Annotated in this window: 16 protein-coding genes; 5 read left to right on the forward strand and 11 right to left on the reverse strand. The window is 62.8% G+C overall.

Annotated features, from left to right (window positions below; all coding sequences use genetic code 11):
* Window positions 1-154 precede the first annotated feature (154 nt).
* Entirely contained in the window at window positions 155-490 is a 336-nt protein-coding gene (locus AB8A27_RS12585; protein WP_441242195.1) for a hypothetical protein, read from the reverse strand.
* A gap of 225 nt (window positions 491-715) precedes the next feature.
* On the opposite strand from AB8A27_RS12585, the gene mddA reads away from it, so the two are divergent.
* Complete coding sequence (gene mddA, locus AB8A27_RS12590) at window positions 716-1,498, forward strand: methanethiol S-methyltransferase (RefSeq protein ID WP_441242196.1); 783 nt, start codon at window positions 716-718, stop codon at window positions 1,496-1,498.
* Between the two features lie 59 nt (window positions 1,499-1,557).
* Here the strand turns inward: mddA and der are convergent, their stop codons facing one another.
* The 3 genes from der to AB8A27_RS12605 form a co-directional block, all read right to left on the reverse strand.
* The gene (gene der / locus AB8A27_RS12595) at window positions 1,558-2,943 is read right to left on the reverse strand and encodes a ribosome biogenesis GTPase Der (protein WP_441242197.1); all 1,386 of its coding nucleotides are present in this window, start codon (window positions 2,941-2,943) and stop codon (window positions 1,558-1,560) included.
* A gap of 153 nt (window positions 2,944-3,096) precedes the next feature.
* Window positions 3,097-3,615, reverse strand: a complete 519-nt coding sequence (locus tag AB8A27_RS12600) for a hypothetical protein (protein WP_441242198.1) — start codon at window positions 3,613-3,615, stop codon at window positions 3,097-3,099.
* 72 nt (window positions 3,616-3,687) lie between these two features.
* Window positions 3,688-4,341: a tetratricopeptide repeat protein gene (locus AB8A27_RS12605; RefSeq protein ID WP_441242199.1), complete on the reverse strand. Its 654-nt coding sequence runs from the start codon at window positions 4,339-4,341 to the stop codon at window positions 3,688-3,690.
* A gap of 508 nt (window positions 4,342-4,849) precedes the next feature.
* On the opposite strand from AB8A27_RS12605, the gene AB8A27_RS12610 reads away from it, so the two are divergent.
* Entirely contained in the window at window positions 4,850-7,885 is a 3,036-nt protein-coding gene (locus AB8A27_RS12610; protein ID WP_441242200.1) for an autotransporter family protein, read from the forward strand.
* A gap of 10 nt (window positions 7,886-7,895) precedes the next feature.
* On the opposite strand, the gene AB8A27_RS12615 is transcribed toward AB8A27_RS12610, so the two are convergent.
* The 3 genes from AB8A27_RS12615 to AB8A27_RS12625 all read right to left on the reverse strand — a co-directional run bounded on the left by AB8A27_RS12615 (window position 7,896) and on the right by AB8A27_RS12625 (window position 9,681).
* Window positions 7,896-8,153: a hypothetical protein gene (locus tag AB8A27_RS12615; protein ID WP_441242201.1), complete on the reverse strand. Its 258-nt coding sequence runs from the start codon at window positions 8,151-8,153 to the stop codon at window positions 7,896-7,898.
* A gap of 90 nt (window positions 8,154-8,243) precedes the next feature.
* Window positions 8,244-9,092, reverse strand: a complete 849-nt coding sequence (gene panB / locus AB8A27_RS12620; protein WP_092144064.1) for a 3-methyl-2-oxobutanoate hydroxymethyltransferase — start codon at window positions 9,090-9,092, stop codon at window positions 8,244-8,246.
* A 4-nt stretch (window positions 9,093-9,096) separates the two neighbouring features.
* Entirely contained in the window at window positions 9,097-9,681 is a 585-nt protein-coding gene (locus AB8A27_RS12625; protein WP_441242202.1) for an NnrU family protein, read from the reverse strand.
* 150 nt (window positions 9,682-9,831) lie between these two features.
* Between AB8A27_RS12625 and AB8A27_RS12630 the strand changes: the two genes are divergently transcribed.
* Window positions 9,832-10,827 (forward strand): Bug family tripartite tricarboxylate transporter substrate binding protein, encoded by a 996-nt coding sequence (locus tag AB8A27_RS12630; protein WP_441242203.1) that lies wholly within the window; start codon window positions 9,832-9,834, stop codon window positions 10,825-10,827.
* 44 nt (window positions 10,828-10,871) lie between these two features.
* Here the strand turns inward: AB8A27_RS12630 and AB8A27_RS12635 are convergent, their stop codons facing one another.
* Together AB8A27_RS12635 and AB8A27_RS12640 are read right to left on the reverse strand one after the other, a co-directional pair.
* Window positions 10,872-11,249 carry a hypothetical protein gene (locus AB8A27_RS12635; protein ID WP_441242204.1) on the reverse strand — a complete coding sequence of 126 codons (378 nt, stop codon included), beginning with the start codon at window positions 11,247-11,249 and terminating at the stop codon, window positions 10,872-10,874.
* A 62-nt stretch (window positions 11,250-11,311) separates the two neighbouring features.
* Window positions 11,312-11,917 carry a hypothetical protein gene (locus tag AB8A27_RS12640; protein ID WP_441242205.1) on the reverse strand — a complete coding sequence of 202 codons (606 nt, stop codon included), beginning with the start codon at window positions 11,915-11,917 and terminating at the stop codon, window positions 11,312-11,314.
* 198 nt (window positions 11,918-12,115) lie between these two features.
* On the opposite strand from AB8A27_RS12640, the gene AB8A27_RS12645 reads away from it, so the two are divergent.
* Both AB8A27_RS12645 and AB8A27_RS12650 read left to right on the forward strand, forming a co-directional pair.
* Window positions 12,116-12,781, forward strand: a complete 666-nt coding sequence (locus AB8A27_RS12645; protein WP_441242206.1) for a VOC family protein — start codon at window positions 12,116-12,118, stop codon at window positions 12,779-12,781.
* Between the two features lie 44 nt (window positions 12,782-12,825).
* Entirely contained in the window at window positions 12,826-13,287 is a 462-nt protein-coding gene (locus AB8A27_RS12650; RefSeq protein ID WP_441242207.1) for an SRPBCC family protein, read from the forward strand.
* 97 nt (window positions 13,288-13,384) lie between these two features.
* Here AB8A27_RS12650 and AB8A27_RS12655 read toward each other — a convergent pair whose 3' ends face one another.
* Window positions 13,385-14,614 carry a GGDEF domain-containing protein gene (locus AB8A27_RS12655; RefSeq protein WP_441242208.1) on the reverse strand — a complete coding sequence of 410 codons (1,230 nt, stop codon included), beginning with the start codon at window positions 14,612-14,614 and terminating at the stop codon, window positions 13,385-13,387.
* A 262-nt stretch (window positions 14,615-14,876) separates the two neighbouring features.
* Window positions 14,877-16,496, reverse strand: a complete 1,620-nt coding sequence (locus AB8A27_RS12660; protein WP_441242209.1) for a peptide chain release factor 3 — start codon at window positions 16,494-16,496, stop codon at window positions 14,877-14,879.
* Window positions 16,497-16,516 lie beyond the last annotated feature (20 nt).

Here is a 16,516-nt window from a genome sequence, read left to right on the forward strand (position 1 = left end):
TAGCGTCGCATTGTATCCGATGGAGACGATGATGATCAAGAAACGGCTGTCAAAAGCCGCCGACCGTAGCTTCCGTTTGATTGCAGCACTGTTGATGCGGCGCGCCATCGCGCGACTGACATGCATCGACGACAGCTCGCTATCAAAAGCGGGATTATCGCGCGCCGCTGTAGCCGATTTCCTCAAGAGTCCGCTTCGAACCGACCCACACCGCTTCTTCAGCCGCAAACATATGCAGCGCGATGTGCAAGACGTCGGTACCGCCCTTGAGTCGGGTCAAGTATCGCCGCCCCAACCGGACCCGCTCCACCGTGCCGCAGATAGCTCGATCGCTATCGACAGCCATTGCGCGCAGACCAATACGCTTCGCCGGGGAACCATCATGCGTGCGATCCGACAAATGGTGAGCTTCCGCATTCGGATACTTACGGCTGGCGTCCTCGTTGCCGTCTGCGCCCTGAGTGCCTGCTCTGGCAGCCTGCCCGATCATGACGCGGCACAATTCCGCCGTGATCACCCCGCGCGTTGTCGGCTGCAGCCCGATGCCATTCCGCTAGCGCCGACGATGCGGCCGAATGTGCGCGTGGTCGAGGCATCCGCCATGCCCAAGCAGCCGCGCGCCAGGCAACCCGAAGCGCGCGCGGGTCCTCCCGAAGGGACCGGCTGAGGAAACGTCTGTTTCAACGCGACAAGACAACCAGCAAAGGATAGTTCCATGACCCGCCTCGTTGCACTCCTCTACGGGCTCGCGTCCTACGCGATCTTCTTCATCACGATCCTTTACGCCATCGGTTTCGTCGACGGAATGATGGTACCAAAAGACATCAACGCGGGAACGCAGGTTCCGTGGCTGGAATCCGTGCTCGTCAATCTCGCGCTGATGTCACTGTTTGCAATCCAGCACAGCGTCATGGCGCGGAAGTCATTCAAGCAGTGGTGGACGCAATATGTCCCGGCTTCGGTCGAGCGCAGCACCTACGTGCTGTTCGCGAGCCTGAGCCTTCTGCTGCTGTTCTGGCAGTGGCGGCCGATGCCGGCGCTCGTCTGGCAGATCAACAATCCACAACTGGCCATGGCCATGACAGGGCTTTCCCTGATCGGATGGGTCCTCGTCTTCACCAGCACCTTCCTGATCAACCATTTCGAGTTGTTCGGGGTGCAGCAGGTGGTGCAGAATCTGTCTGACCAGAAGCCATCTGCGCCGGTATTTCGCACGCCGCTCTACTACAAGTTTGTGCGCCACCCGATCTATCTCGGCTTCATCATCGCCTTCTGGGCGACGCCAATGATGACGGTCGGGCATCTGCTGTTCGCAGCCGTCACGACCGCCTACATCTTTGTCGGGATCTCTCTGGAAGAACGCGATCTGGTCGACCTGTTCGGCGACGATTATCGCCGCTACCGCGATCGGGTATCGATGCTGGTGCCATGGCGCAAATCAGCGCGTCCGCCTGCACAGAGGCACGCCAATCCGTTCGGGCTCAGCGGTGAGCGCTAGGACATAAAATAAAAATGCTGGGTCGCGTGCACCGCGATCCAGCGTCTCTCGCTGGCCGATCAGTTCGGCCGTTTACGCTTGTGCGCGAACGGATTGGCCTTCTCGCGCAGCGTGATGCGGATCGGCGTGCCCGGCAGGTCGAAGGCCTCGCGCAGCGTATTGGTGAGATAGCGCAGATAGCTCGTCGGCACGGCGTCGGCACGCGAGCAGAACACCACGAAGCTCGGCGGACGCGCCTTGTTCTGGGTGACGTAGTTCAGCTTCAGCCGGCGACCGGACACGGCCGGCGGCGGATTGTTGCCGATGGCATCCTCGAACCAGCGATTGAGACCTGCCGTCGGAATGCGGCGATTCCAGACAGCGTAAGCATCCTCGATCGCCTTCATGAGGCGTTCGACGCCCTCGCCCATCAGGCCGGAGATCGCGACGATCGGCACGCCCCGCACCTGCGGCAGCCAATGATCGGCATCGGTGCGCAACTGACCGATCATGCCGCCCTGCTTCTCGACGAGATCCCATTTGTTAACCGCGATCACCAGCGCGCGGCCTTCGCGCTCGATCAGGTCGGCGATGCGCAGATCCTGCTCCTCGAACTTGTTCTGCGAGTCCATCATCAGCACGACGACTTCGGCGAAACGCACGGCGCGCAGCGTGTCGGCAACGGACAGCTTCTCCAGCTTTTCCTCGATGCGCGAGCGGCGGCGCAGGCCGGCGGTATCAAAGATGCGGAAGTCGCGGCCCTTGTAGTTGACCTCGACCGAAATGCTGTCGCGTGTGGTGCCGGCCTCCGGCGAGGTCAGCAGGCGCTCTTCGCCGAGCAGATAGTTGATGGTCGTCGACTTGCCGGCATTAGGACGGCCGACGATGGCGACGCGGATCGGCCGCGTCTCGATCTCGTCCTCGGGAATAATGATGTCGTCATCGTCGAACTGCTCGGGCTCGTCTTCCGGCTCCGGCATCAGCACGCGCAGCGCGTCATAGAGCTCGCCCATACCCTCGCCGTGTTCGGCTGAGATCTGGATGGGATCGCCGAGACCGAGCGCGTAGGATTCCATTGCGCCAAGCTCGCCGTGCTTGCCTTCACTCTTGTTGGCGAGCAGCAACACGGGCTTGTTCGCGCGGCGCGCGAAATCCGCAAAGGCGCGGTCGTTCGGCGTCAGGCCCATGCGCGCATCGATGACGAAGAACAGCGCGTCGGCAAGCGCGATTGCCGTCTCGGTCTGTTCCTGCATGCGCGCGGTGAGCGAGCCCTTCGGACCTTCGTCGAGACCGGCGGTGTCGACCAGCGTGAATTCGAGATCGCCGAGCTTGCCCTCGCCCTCGCGGCGGTCGCGGGTGACGCCGGGGGTGTCATCGACAAGCGCAAGCTTCTGCCCGACCAGACGGTTGAACAGCGTGGACTTCCCGACATTTGGCCGGCCGATAATGGCAATCGTAAAGGACATAGGTGATCCGTGCGCCCTTTACGGACAGCCTGTCAATGAGAGGACACGCGATACAACAGCGTTTTCCAGCGAAGTGGCTGCCGGTTCGCGTGCAGAAAACGCGTCAAAACTAGAAGCTAGAAACCGCGGTGCGATTGAATCAGAACGCGGTTTCTAGCGCGAGAAACTACCCGACGGCACTGGTGCCGGGAATGGCGTGGTGGCCTGCTGGGCCGGCGCGGCTGCTGCCGGCTCGTCCGGCGGCGGCGCGGTGGTGCTGCGGCGGCGAGCGAGCTTCTTGCCTTGCGGCGGAGGTGGCGCAGCAGCGGTGCTGCCTTCCTCGACCGGTGCGGCATCGGGATCGGCGGGAGCTGCGCTCGGAGCGGCGGCTGCGCGGTTCTTCGATTTCCGCCCCTTGGATTCAGCGGGCGGCGGTGCTGCAGCGACCGGCGGCGGCGGGGTCTGTTGCTGCTGCTCGACATTGCCCTTGTAGAGATCGCGCGGCACGCCCTGCTCGAGGCCGGGGACGCCGTCAGGGAACACCGGCTTGCGGTCACCGGGCAGCTTCTTCTTGGTGTCGAGGAAGTCCAGCAGATCGGACGGGTCCCAGCCGGTCATGCTGCCGCAGCCCGACAGCGCTGATGACAGCGCGATCAGGACGGCAGCGGAAACGAGGCGTTGCATCGGGCGCATGGACGACTTCTCACTCAACTCGTGATCTGAACGATCGGCTTCAGGTCAGCTTTAATTCAGCTCTTGTCTTGCTCAGCTTTTCGCGGCGGGCGGCAACAGCGCCTGCAACGCTTCGGCACGGGTACGCAGGCTCGCCGGCGTCTCCGCATCGTTGGACATCATGTCCAGCCACTGCCGCGTCGCCACGGCGTTGTTGGCCTTCCATGCCGACAGCGCCAGCAGTTCACGCGCCGAATGACGATAGGTGCTGGTATTGGTCGTCGCCGGCTCCAGGCGGGTCAGCATCGCCTCATAGGGCGTGGTTTCCAGCAACAGGCTGCCAGCACGGATACGCGCGAGATCCTGCTCGGGTGCTGGAACGGTGCGGTCGGCGATAATGTCGTCATAGAGCTTCACGGCGGCCAGCGGGTCGCGGGCGGCGGCCTCAGCAGCGGCGCGCAGACGGGCCAGCGTGCGGTAGCCGGACGGCGCCTCGGCAGCGAGTTTGGTGAAGGCAGCTTCCGCCTCGGCATGCTTGTTTTGCTCGGCAAGCTCGACCGCACGGTCGAACGCCGCACCGGCCACAGCGGCCTTCTTGGCCTCGAGATACATATAGCCCCGGTAGCCGCCGACGCCGACCACGATCAGAATCGCAACCGCGATGATCAGGAGCGAGTACTTATCCCAGATCTTCCTGAGCTGCTCGCGACGCAGGTCTTCGTCGACTTCATTAAATAATTCAGACACTTAAAGGTATCCTGTCCCCGATGGGCCGCGCTCACCCCGAGCGGCGCCGGGCATATACGCCCCGGCATGGCGGCGGCGATACCCTAGCGTTATGGCGCTGGCAAGGCAAAGCCAACGCGATCAAAGCGTTATCCCGAAATGCTTAATTTCGAGACCCGGCTGAAGACAGCTGTCGCCAGCCCTCCGCCGCTGCCCACACTCGACCGGCGATGAAGACCCCACCAACGCAAGACTTTGAGAATTGCGCAACAGGTCAGTGTTGCTGCTCATTGTGTAGCGCGATGACAACAGACGGCGAGAAACATAAACGCTCCGGTTGCACGTCACACATGGGGCAATTTTTACAGGCACCGTCGCTTTCATACTTGGTTGGCAAGGTTTTTGGCGCACCGCGATCCAGAACGATCCGGTGGGGTTCCGGTTAGGGCATTTGCGTCGACCCAATCCACTATTTGTTTCGCCGTCCCTTTGACTGCGGAGGTGGCAACCGGCGCCGGAGCCGATTGTGATGATCAATGCATCTCGAAAGGACGAAAAAGAAAGTAGCTGTGCTCAGATATCGGGAGAGATCGATGGGAAGCAAATATCGCAACGCATCTTTGAAAAAACGAAGACAGTCTTCATCCGATCGACCTCTCTCAAGTCTTCGCCGACGCCGGTCGCCGTCGCAGCACAACGTGCCGTAATGTCAGTATTCACTGCGCGGTTAGCCGACTTTGGCAAAGACGCGCCTTATCGCCTTAGAGCCGCGCCATTAACATTAGCGGCGGCAGTGCTCCGGTCGCTCATCGGCACCAGGGGGGAACAGCAATGTCCAAGTCTCATCATTGCTCGGGTGCGGAGCCAGGCGATTTCCTCCATGCTCGTTGCAATACCGGCGCTGTTCGCGGCAGGTGCGGCGCAGGCGCAGGTGTCGACCTGCGCGGGACAGACCGGCGGCTGCAGAATTGACCAAGTGCAATTTGGCAACTCACCGGCAACTGCGCCCATCGACAACAACACTACTGGGGGGCTGAGCGTAGGTTATACGAGCACAGGCGTTCTCACCATCCAGAACGGCGCGACGGTCACCAGCGGCTTCCTCTTCGATGGTGTTGGAAACACTATTGGCGACTCGGCATCCGGCGTGGGCACTGTGACCGTAAGCGGCCCCGGCTCCGCCTGGAACGCTTCCGTCAGTGCTCTTATTGTCGGCAACTCCGGAACGGGCACGTTCACAATAGAGAACGGCGCAACCGTCACCAGCAGTTCGGGCGGAATCATTGGGAACGCCGTATCCGGCGTGGGCACTGCGACAGTAAGCGGGCCCGGCTCCGCCTGGAACACCGGCAGCGCTAGCATGATAATCGGCAGCGCGGGAAAAGGCACACTCACAATCAAGGACGGCGCAACCGTCACCACCAACTTCGGTGATATCGGGAGCGGCACATCCGGCTCGGGCGCGGTGACGGTGAACGGCGCCGGCTCCGCCTGGACAATGGGGGGTATGCGTGTCGGCACTCAAGGAGCGGGCACGCTTACGATCGAGAACGGCGCGAGTGTCACCAACAGCGGGAACGCATTTGTTGCGAACGGCTCATCCGGCTCCGGTACGGTGACGGTAAGAGGCCCCGGCTCCACCTGGAACGCCGGCGGCATTTATGTCGGCTACTTCGGAGCGGGCACGCTCACGATCGCGGACGGCGCAACGGTCACCGCTCCCCCCATCACCGTGGCTGCGCAAGCCGGAAGTCGGGGCACGCTCAATATTGGCGCAACCGCCGGCGCGCCGGCGGCTGCGCCGGGAACGCTGAGCACGACGTCCGTCGGATTCGGCGCTGGTACCGGCCTCATCGTCTTCAACCACACGGCAACCGACTATGTGTTCGCACCCGGCATCACCGGTCCCGGCTCGGTTGACGTGCTTGCCGGCACGACCATCTTCGCAGCGAGCAAGACCTACATCGGTCAGACGACGATCAGCGGCGGCACGCTTGCGGCAGGCGCGGCTGATGTGTTCAGCGCGGCATCACATACCGTTGTACAGAGTGGCGGCACGCTCGCCCTGCGCGGTTTCAACCAGACACTCAACAACGGCCTTGAGAACGCGGGTATGGTGCAACTCGGAATTCCAGGCGTAACGCCTCCGGGCACTACGCTGACTGTCGCCGGCAATTATATCGGCCGCGGCGGCACGCTCCATCTCAACACCTATCTCGGTACGGACGGCTCACCCTCGGACAAACTGGTGATCAACGGCGGCAATGCCGATCCGTCATTCATGAGCATCACCAATGTGGGCGGCCCCGGTGCAGAGACCACCGGCAAGGGCATCCTCGTGGTGCAGGCGATTAATGGCGGCACCACGACGGTCGATGCCTTCGCTCTCGCTGGCGAGGTGCGTGGCGGCGCCTACGACTATCGCCTGTTCCGCGGCAGCCCCGTGAACTTGCCCGACCCCAGTGTCGCAAATGATTGGTTCCTGCGCTCCACCTTCGTTAATGGGCCGGGGCCGGAGGAGCCGATTGGTCCCGCTCCGCCGCCAGAGCCGTTGCCGCCCGGCGTCTGGCCGATCATCGGGCCCGAACTCGCGACCTACGGCGTGGTGCAGCCGATCGCCCGACAGATGGGGCTGACCACGCTCGGCACCCTGCATGAGCGCCGCGGCGATACGGCGGCGGAGGCCACGTGCCCGAACGACAACTGCCGACCGCCCGTGTGGGGGCGGTTGTTCGGTCAGCAGATCAACAACCGGTATCAGGCCTTCGCCGACCCGCGCGCCAGCGGCCAGGTAGCCGGCATCCAGAGTGGCGCCGATCTCTGGCGCGGCAGCCTGATCCCGGGCCACAGCGACGCTGCCGGTCTTTACTTCGCCTACGGCAACGGCAACGCCAGCGTGGACGGTCTGGTCACCAATCCGGCGGCAACCGCCTATGTCCTGCAGCACACCGGTTCGCTGAACCTCAATGCCTATTCGCTGGGAGGATACTGGACCCACTATGGTCCCACCGGCTGGTACATCGACGCGGTGCTGCAGGGCTCGTTCTACAGTGGCAACGGCGTGACACAATTTGCCAACCTGCCGATCAGTGGCACCGGGTTTACCTCCTCGCTGGAGGCAGGCTATCCGATCTCGCTACCGTGGCTCGGGCCGGGCTTCGTGCTGGAGCCCGAAGGCCAGATCATCTGGCAGCGGGTTTCCTTCCGCGATGCCAATGATGGCTTGGGTCCGGTCGGGCTCGGCACGACGTCCGGCGCCACCGGGCGGCTTGGCATGCGCGGCAAGTGGACCTTCACTGATCCTTCCGCGCGGGTGTGGCAGCCTTACGTGCTTGTCAATGTCTGGCGCGACTGGGGCGCCAGCGCAACGACGACCTTCGGTGCCGACCCGGTGCCCTTGTTCGCGCAGGCGACGCGGCTTGAGTTCGCCAGCGGCTTGAGCGCGAAGCTTCTCCCGGGTGTGAGCCTCTATGCCCAAGGCGGCTACCAGTTTGCAATGAGCGGCACTGACGGCGGCAGGCGCGACGGCGTCAGGGGAGACCTGGGTCTGCATTACACGTGGTGAGATTCGCTGCCTAGTTCATGCCGCCAGCGCCGCCGCTGGTGCGGCCATTGGCATTGGCCCCGGCGCTGTTATCGCCGAAGGCCGAGTTGGCATTGTTGCCGCCCAGCGCCGCATTGCCACGGGTGTCGTTGAGCGGGTTGTAGACCGGACGCGGCTCTTCGACGCGATAATGGGGCTTGCGCTCCTTTTTGGCCGGGTCGGCGTGCGAAACCGCTGGAAGCAGCGCCAAAACGGCGAGAAAGCTCAGAAATTTCAAGGCCTTCATCATCAATATCCTTCGCATTGCCCCTGCTCTTTCAACCCCGGCCGAACCGTAAAATTCCTGCGGAAATCTTGCGGCCTCTTGCGTCAACCTGCGTCAGCCCTTCGGCTTGCCGCCATAGACATGTTCCGGCCCCGGAAACGCGCGCGAACGCACATCAGTTGCATAGCCCTCAATGGCCGCCTCGATCATGGGTCCGAGATTGCCATAGCGCTTGACGAATTTCGGCACCCGCGCCGACAGGCCGAGCATGTCCTCGAGCACCAGCACCTGACCGTCGCAGGCCGGGCTGGCGCCGATGCCGATGGTCGGGATCGGAATCGTCTCGGTGATTTTTCGCGCCAGCGGCTCGGCCACCGCTTCGATCACCACCGAGAACGCGCCAGCCTGCGCCACGGCAATCGCATCGTTCTGGATCGGCCCCGGCACATTCTCACCGCGCGCAATTGCTTCGGCCTCTTCCTTGCCTTGCGAACGGAACGAGCCGAGCGCGGCAATCGACTGCGGCGTCAGACCGATATGCGCCATCACCGGGATGCTGCGCTCGGTGAGGAACGCAATCGTCTCGGCCATGCGGGCCCCGCCTTCTAGCTTCACAGCGCCGCAATGGGTCTCTTTCAGGATGCGCGCCGCGGAATGAAATGCCTGTTCCTTCGACGCTTCATAGGAGCCGAATGGCATGTCGACCACAACCAGTGACTGCTTCGAGCCGCGCATCACCGCGTGTCCCTGCAGAATCATCATGTCGAGCGTCACGGGGATCGTGGTCTCGAAGCCATGCATCACATTGCCGAGCGAGTCGCCGACCAGGATCACGTCGCAATAGCGATCGACCAGCGAGGCTGTGTGCGCATGATACGAGGTGAGCATCACGATCGGCTCGCCGTTCTTGCGCGCGAGAATATCCGGTGCGGTCTTGCGCCTGATGGCTGACTGAACTGACATGAACTTAAGCTCCGAACACGGGAACGCCGATCACCACCGGATGGAAAGCAAAACCCAACGCGATATAGGCGACGATGCCAACCGCGACCGCGATTGCGTCATTCATCGGACCGCCCACCGGAATCGGCGGACCGCCAGCATCGGCGCGGTGCTTCAGTGAAATGCGATCGATCACCGCCCAGGCCAGGAACGATCCGAACAGGATGATCGAGCCGAGATCGCCATTGGCAAGCAGATGCGCGGCGGCCCACAGCTTGATGCCGGCGAGCATCGGATGTTTCAACGTGGTGTAAATGCGGCCGCGGATATAGGACGCGGCGACCATGATCACCGCCGGCAGCATCAGGGCGACGGTGATGTGCTTCATCGCCAGCGGCGGCGTCCAGACATCGATCCAGCCGGTCGCGCGATATTGCGCAAAACCCCAGATGATCAACGCGAGGCCGACAGCGGAGATCAGCGCAAAGCCGAGCTTGTAGACGCTCTCGCCAAGGCGGTCGATCAGCTCCGCGCGCGCCTCGCGCCTGGTGATGAACAAATGAATGCCGAGAAACAGCACGAGGCCGAGGATCATCACGATCAGTCCCATGATGTTCAGTCCTCTCGCCCGGGCGGTTGCGTGCCGGATGGGTTGCCCGCCCTGAAATTCCCACTATGGTCCCGCCCGGCCAGCGGATTTTAGCCGCCTTTGGCGCCGGTCAGATGGTTTCCGGGTATCACTTTTCAGGGGACGCACGCAATGCTGCGAAACGACACGACACCTGCCCGCTTTCGCCTTGCACTTGCAGCGCTGCTGTTCGTCGCACTGCCTTTCGCGGCACAGGCCCAGGCGCCCGTCTGGCCACCGAAACTCGTGCGCATTATCGTGCCGTTCGGCGCCGGCGCGAGCCCGGACATTGTCGGCCGCGTGCTCGCCGACAGTCTGCAGGCGCGGCATCCCGGCACCAATTTCGTGGTGGAGAATAAGCCCGGGGCCTCCGGCAATATCGGCACCGATGCCATCGCCAAATCCACGCCCGACGGTTCGACCATCGGCATCTCGCTCGGCGGCCCGCTCGCGATCAACACGCTGCTGTTTGCGAAACTGCCCTACAATCCGGACACCGACATCGCGCCGATCACGCTGCTGACGCAGCTTCCGAGCGTGCTCGCAGTGCCGACCAGCCTCGGCGTCAATACGGTCGCGGAATTTCTCGCCAAGGCGAAGGCCGATCCGAAGGGCCTCGGCTACGGCTCGATCGGCGTTGGCACGCTGTCGCAGCTCTGCATGGAAGCGATCGCGCAGAAGGCCGGCGCCAATATGGTGCACATCCCCTATCCGTCGTCGCCTGCCGCGACCACCGCGCTGATCCGCGGCGATGTGCAGGTCGCGTGCCTCCCCGCCATCGGCGTGACGCCGCAGCTCGCCACCGGCGCCGTGAAGATTCTCGCCGTCACCACCGCGAAGCGTTCGCCGTTCCTGCCGGATGTGCCGACGCTGACCGAGAGCGGCATCGACGTGCAGTCCGACGCCTGGAATGCGCTGGTCGGCCCCGGCGGATTGCCTGGAGACGTGGTGGCGAAGATCAATGCGGAAGTCGTGCAGACGCTAAGCGAGCCCGCGGTGATCGAGAAGCTGAAGCTGCAGCTCATCACGCCCTCGCCGACCACGCCCGATCAGCTCCGCAAGCGCATGGCCGACGAGAAGGCGCTGTGGGCCGAGGTGATCAAGGCGGCGAAGATCAGGATCGATTGAGGTCTCACCTCTCCTCGCAATGCGGGGAGAGGTTAGAAGGCGGCTCACACGAACCGGCAGTTTCGCGCGGTTTGCGCCATGCCGGACGACGACGAGGTCGGAATGCTGTAGCTCGCCTCGCTGGGCGTTTGGCCACGTGCCGGGATGATCACCGTGCCGTGGTCCTTCACCGAGCCCTTGGCGCTGGTTACCGTGACGTCGATGCCGCAGGCGATCTTGCGAGCGCAGTTGTTCTCGAAATCCATCTTGAACGAATACTTGCCGTTGTCCTCCCAGAACCCGACATACTTGTCGCCGACGCAGGCTTTGGCTTCCTCGGTCCAGTTGTCGGCTTCAGGCCAGAGCAGCAAGGCGCTGCCACCGATGAGCGCGCCGACAACGCCAACAATCGTCGCAATCAATACAAACCTGCGTCCAAACATCGCCGCCTCCGGGGTGGTTTCCCCTTCGTCGCGGCGGGTGGCGCAGTGGTTCACGGCGCACGCTACTTCCCGGACTGCTTCTCCAACTCCCGGTTATCGACATAGCGGATCATGATCGGCCGCCCGGCGACCGCGCCGCCGAGGCCCTTGGTCAGCTTCAGCGGCAGGCAGCTATCGAGCGAACCGTTGATGGCCTTGAGATAGGTGCTGCGCGTGTCTTGCGGCGCATCCTTGCTTGCGAAAGTTACGCGCGGCGGCGCGATCGGCCTGCCCGCCGTGTTGAACGAGAACATCACCGACATCTGCATGCCCTCACGCGCAACGTCCGTCGCGGGCGGCGACCAGCACGACCGCAAGGCTGCAAACAGGTCGCCGATCGTATCGAGATCATGATCGGGCCGGCGGTAGAGAGCCTGCTGATCACCCGGCGGCACGCTCAGCACCGTGACCTGCAGATTCTGGCCGATCGGATAATCGATCTCGGGAATGCACGGCCCGTGATCGAACACGCTGCAGGTGGAGGGCGTGCACGGCTCGCCATCGAGTACGCTGCACGGCCTGTGCGAAAACGGCACTGCATCGCCGGCGCGCAGCCGGCGCGCCTCCGCCTGCCCGGCGAATGTCGCCAGTAGGCCGGCGATCAACAGCAACGTGAGGTTCCGTATCATTCGGACACCCTTGCAAATGCGCCCTCACCTGAAATGATACAGGCGTGTGGCACCATCAAGATCGGGATGGGTCACAACTGCACGAGCAGACCAGCAAGCGGAACACCGGCCGAACGACCGATTGCAGACATTATTGCGCCGGCGCGCAGCCCGGCACCACACGTCGTCGTCATCACACCCCAACCTCAGGAGACCGACATGAGCAGTCCCCAGGTGCATCGTGATACTTCCGTCACCATGAAGCTCGAAATCGTCGTCATTCCCGTGTCGAATGTCGACACGGCCAAGAGTTTTTACGCAAGCCTTGGCTGGAGGCTCGATGCCGACTTCGTGGCCGGCGACGACTATCGCGTGATTCAATTCACGCCCCCTGGGTCGGATTGCTCGGTCATCTTCGGCAAGAACGTCACCGCCGCACCGCCTGGTTCGGCGCAGGGCCTGTATCTAATCGTCTCCGACATCGAGGCCGCCCGTGCGGACCTGCTCGCCCGCGGCGTCAAGGTGAGCGACGCCTTCCACGCCGGAGATGTCAATGTCGGGCCGGACGAGCCTTATTTGTTCGGGCGGCTTCGGGTGAATGGCCCGGATCCCGCGCGCGCCAGCTATCGCTCCTTCGCGTCATTCAGCGACCCGGACGGCAACGGCTGGCTGTTTCAGGAGATCACCGCGCGACTGCCGGGGCGCATCGATGCCAGTGCCACGACTTTCAACTCCTCTGCTGACCTCGCAGCGGCATTGCGGCGAGCGGCCGTCGCCCATGGCGAGCATGAAAAACGCAGCGGTGGCCAGCATGACGAGAACTGGCCGGACTGGTATGCCGACTATATCGTGCACGAGCAGACCGGCGAGTCGTTGCCGACATAGCGGTCGCATCGCATGGAATACGTATACGACAAGGGAAATGCCGGATGACCACGACCGTATCGCCCCATCCGTTCGAGCGCAGCCATTCCATCGTGATCGCGGCTGCGCCCGAAGCCGTGTTCGACTACGTCACCAATCCGAAATCATGGCCGCAATGGCTGCCCTCCTCGCACGACATCGAGTGCGAGGATCGCCCGATGCGCTTCGGCGACACGTTTCACGAACACTGGTCGACGCGATCAGGCCCGGTGGCCCTGGACTGGCTGGTGATCGCCTGCGAGCGTCCTCGGCTCTGGATCGGCCTGACACATATGAGCGTCACCGGCCCCATCGTGGTGCAATATGTCTGCGCCGTCGTCGATGGTGGGACGAAGTTCACGCGTACTGTGCGTAACCCCGCGCGGCCAAAGCCACCGACGCCGGAAATGATTGCACGGATCGATGAGGAGGCGGAGCTGGGACTGGGGAATATCAAAAGGATTGTGGAGGCGCTCGGCACCTCGTAGAGCAGAAAGCGCAGAGTAAGCCGGCAATAGACATCGCAACTGAATCGTCTGACGCAAAGCTGGATGCCCCCCCATCTTTGCAGAACGGAACTCGACCTCAGAGGCTGGCGCCGTCCTGGCTCTGCAGCTCTTGGAGCGCGGATCCGGCGACAGGCGCGTCGGCAGAGGCGCTCGATAGCGCATGGGAAATCGTGCGGTTGCGGCCGGTCCGCTTCGCTTCGTAAAGTCGCCCATCGACCCGTTTGTACAGGCTCGGCCAGCTATCCCCCGGCCGCAGCGCGCCCACGCCGAAGCTCGCAGTGACCTGCCTCGCTCCCCCCAGGACGGCAAAGCTGTTCTGCTCGATCGCGATCCTCAACCGTTCGGCATAATCAACCGCTTCCTGTTCGTCAGTGTCAGGAAGGAACACTGCAAATTCCTCGCCGCCCAGCCGCCCGACAATATCGCGTTTGCGCGACGCGTTGCGCAGCATGCGCCCCACCTCTCCGAGGACATCGTCCCCGGCGTCATGACCGAGGGTGTCGTTGATACTCTTGAAGTTGTCGATGTCGCACAAGGCAAGCGCAGTACGGCTCGGTCCGTATTTGCGCAGATGGGCGGATACCCGTTCTTGAAAGCCGCGCCGGTTGAGGATGCCGGTCAATAGATCGAGATCGCGTTCGCGACGGAGATCGTCGATCATGTCGGACACCGCCGCAGCGAGGATGGCCAGCGCCAGGCCGACACCGAGCACGGCGAGCGAAAGCTGGAGTGCTTGCCAAAATATCGAATTGCCGAACGCGGTTCTGTCGATCGGTGCGGAAAATCCGACCGTGAGCAGTGTTCGCGGAAAAAAATGCAACCCGAACAGCAACAGCACCCAGAACAAGACTCGATCGACATACGGACCGCGCGCCAAGGCAGTGAGCCGCGACGCTGCGATCAACATCAGCAGGCCGTAGCCGAAATTCTGAACGTAGACTCGGGCGATGACACTGCGATCGGCATAGAAGAAATAGGCGAGCAGAAGGACGAAGCCGGCAAGGATTGCCAGGTCGATGACCGGACCGAGCCCCTTTCCCGAACGCACCAGAATGCCCTCCACGGCGGCGATAACCGCCGACGTGTAGAGCGCGCCCGATACGATCGCATTGGGCCCTGCGCCGGGAGGCCAGCTCAAAATCTGCGACATCGCGCCGAGGGCAAACAGGACGCACGCGCCAGCCAGCAACAGCAGGTAGTTGCGCTTTTTCTCGATGAGCCACGCGCAGATAAAGGCAAGCCCGAAGACGAACAATATTCCGGGCGTGATCAGTTGGAGCGTAGTCTTGACGATGACCCCATCCATCTCGCTCAAACTTTCCAATAGGCCAAGGCCGTCGTGATGCACGACCCGGCACCAGTGCCTCGTAGCCAAAGAACACTATCAAACTTGACCGGAAATGCCTCAAATGCGAGGCGATCGGGAACCGGGTCGCCACAAAACGCCTCGTCGGGCGCTTGGTTCGCAAGGGAAGATGGGTTGCCGGGTTAGCTGGCGAAGCTGCGCTTCGCGCTTGGTCCGGCAACGACGTGGGCAGAGGATATTGCCCGCGAAATTCGCGGTGGTCTCACCCCTGCTTCTTCACATCCTTGATATCAGAGAACACGATTCCCTCGGCGCGTTCCTTCGTGTAGTTCAGATAGAAGTCGTTCTTCGCCAGGAACACCGGATCGCCATCGACGTCGTCGGCGACGCCGGAATTGTTGTTCGACATGAAGGTGTCGAGCTTCTTCTTGTCCTCGGACGAAATCCAGCGCGCCAGCGAGAATTCCGAGACTTCGAAGCTGACCGGCAACTGATATTCCGCATCTAACCGCGCCTTGAGCACGTCGAGCTGCAGCGGGCCGACGACACCGACCAGAGCCGGCGCGCCGTCGCGCGGGCGGAACACCTGCACGACGCCCTCTTCCGACATCTGCTGCAAAGCTTCTTTGAGCTTCTTCGCCTTCATCGCATCGCCGAGGCGCACGCGACGCACGATTTCCGGCGCAAACGAAGGAACGCCGATGAAGGTGATGTCCTCGCCATCGGTGAGCGTATCGCCGATGCGTAGCGTGCCGTGATTGGGAATGCCGACCACGTCGCCGGCGAATGCTTCGTCCGCAATCGCACGGTCCTGGGCGAAGAAGAATTGCGGCGACGACAGCGACATGTTCTTGCCGGTGCGCACCAGCTTGGCCTTCATGCCGCGCGTGAGCTTGCCGGAACACAGCCGCGCAAACGCAATGCGGTCGCGGTGGTTCGGATCCATGTTCGCCTGGATCTTGAACACGAAGGCCGACATGCGCGGCTCCTCGGCCTCGACCTTTCGCAGATTGCTCTCCTGCGCGCGCGGCGACGGCGCGAAACGGCCGAGGCCTTCGAGCAGATCGCCGACGCCGAAATTGCGCAGCGCCGAACCGAAATAGACCGGCGTCATGTGGCCTTCGCGAAAGGACTGCAGGTCGAATGGCTTGCCGGCTTCCTTCACCAGTTCGAGTTCGCCGGCGATTTCATCCGCGTCGAGATTGGGATTGCGACCGGCGAGTTCTGCGATGGTGATCTGCTCCGCCGCACCGGTCTTCGCGCCGCCGCCTTCGAGCAGGCGGATGCCACCCGTTTCGATGTCATAGGTGCCAACGAAATCGCGGCCGCGGCCGACGGGCCAGTTGATCGGCACGGTGTCGAGCGCCAGCGTCTTCTCGATCTCATCGAGGAGATCGAACATGTCGCGGCTCTCGCGGTCCATCTTGTTGACGAAGGTGATGATCGGGATATCGCGCAGACGGCAGACCTCGATCAGTTTCAGCGTGCGCGCCTCGATGCCTTTGGCGGCGTCGATCACCATGATGGCGCTGTCGACCGCGGTGAGCGTTCTGTAGGTGTCTTCCGAGAAGTCCTCGTGGCCCGGCGTGTCCAGCAGGTTGAAGACATGGCCCTGGAATTCGAAGGTCATCACCGAGGTGACGACGGAGATACCACGGTCGCGCTCGATCTTCATCCAGTCCGAGCGCGTGTTGCGGCGCTCGCCCTTGGCCTTGACCTGACCGGCGAGATTGATGGCGCCGCCGAACAGCAGCAACTTTTCGGTCAGCGTGGTCTTGCCGGCGTCAGGATGCGAGATGATCGCGAAGGTGCGGCGGCGGGCGACCTCGGCGGCAAGCGGCGATTGCACGGGCGAGTCGGCAGAAAGGGCGATGTCGGACATAAACGTGCCTGTGGCAGGGA

Origin of the sequence: Tardiphaga sp. 768_D3_N2_1 (genome assembly GCF_052076105.1) — a bacterium.
GTDB lineage: Bacteria > Pseudomonadota > Alphaproteobacteria > Rhizobiales > Xanthobacteraceae > Tardiphaga.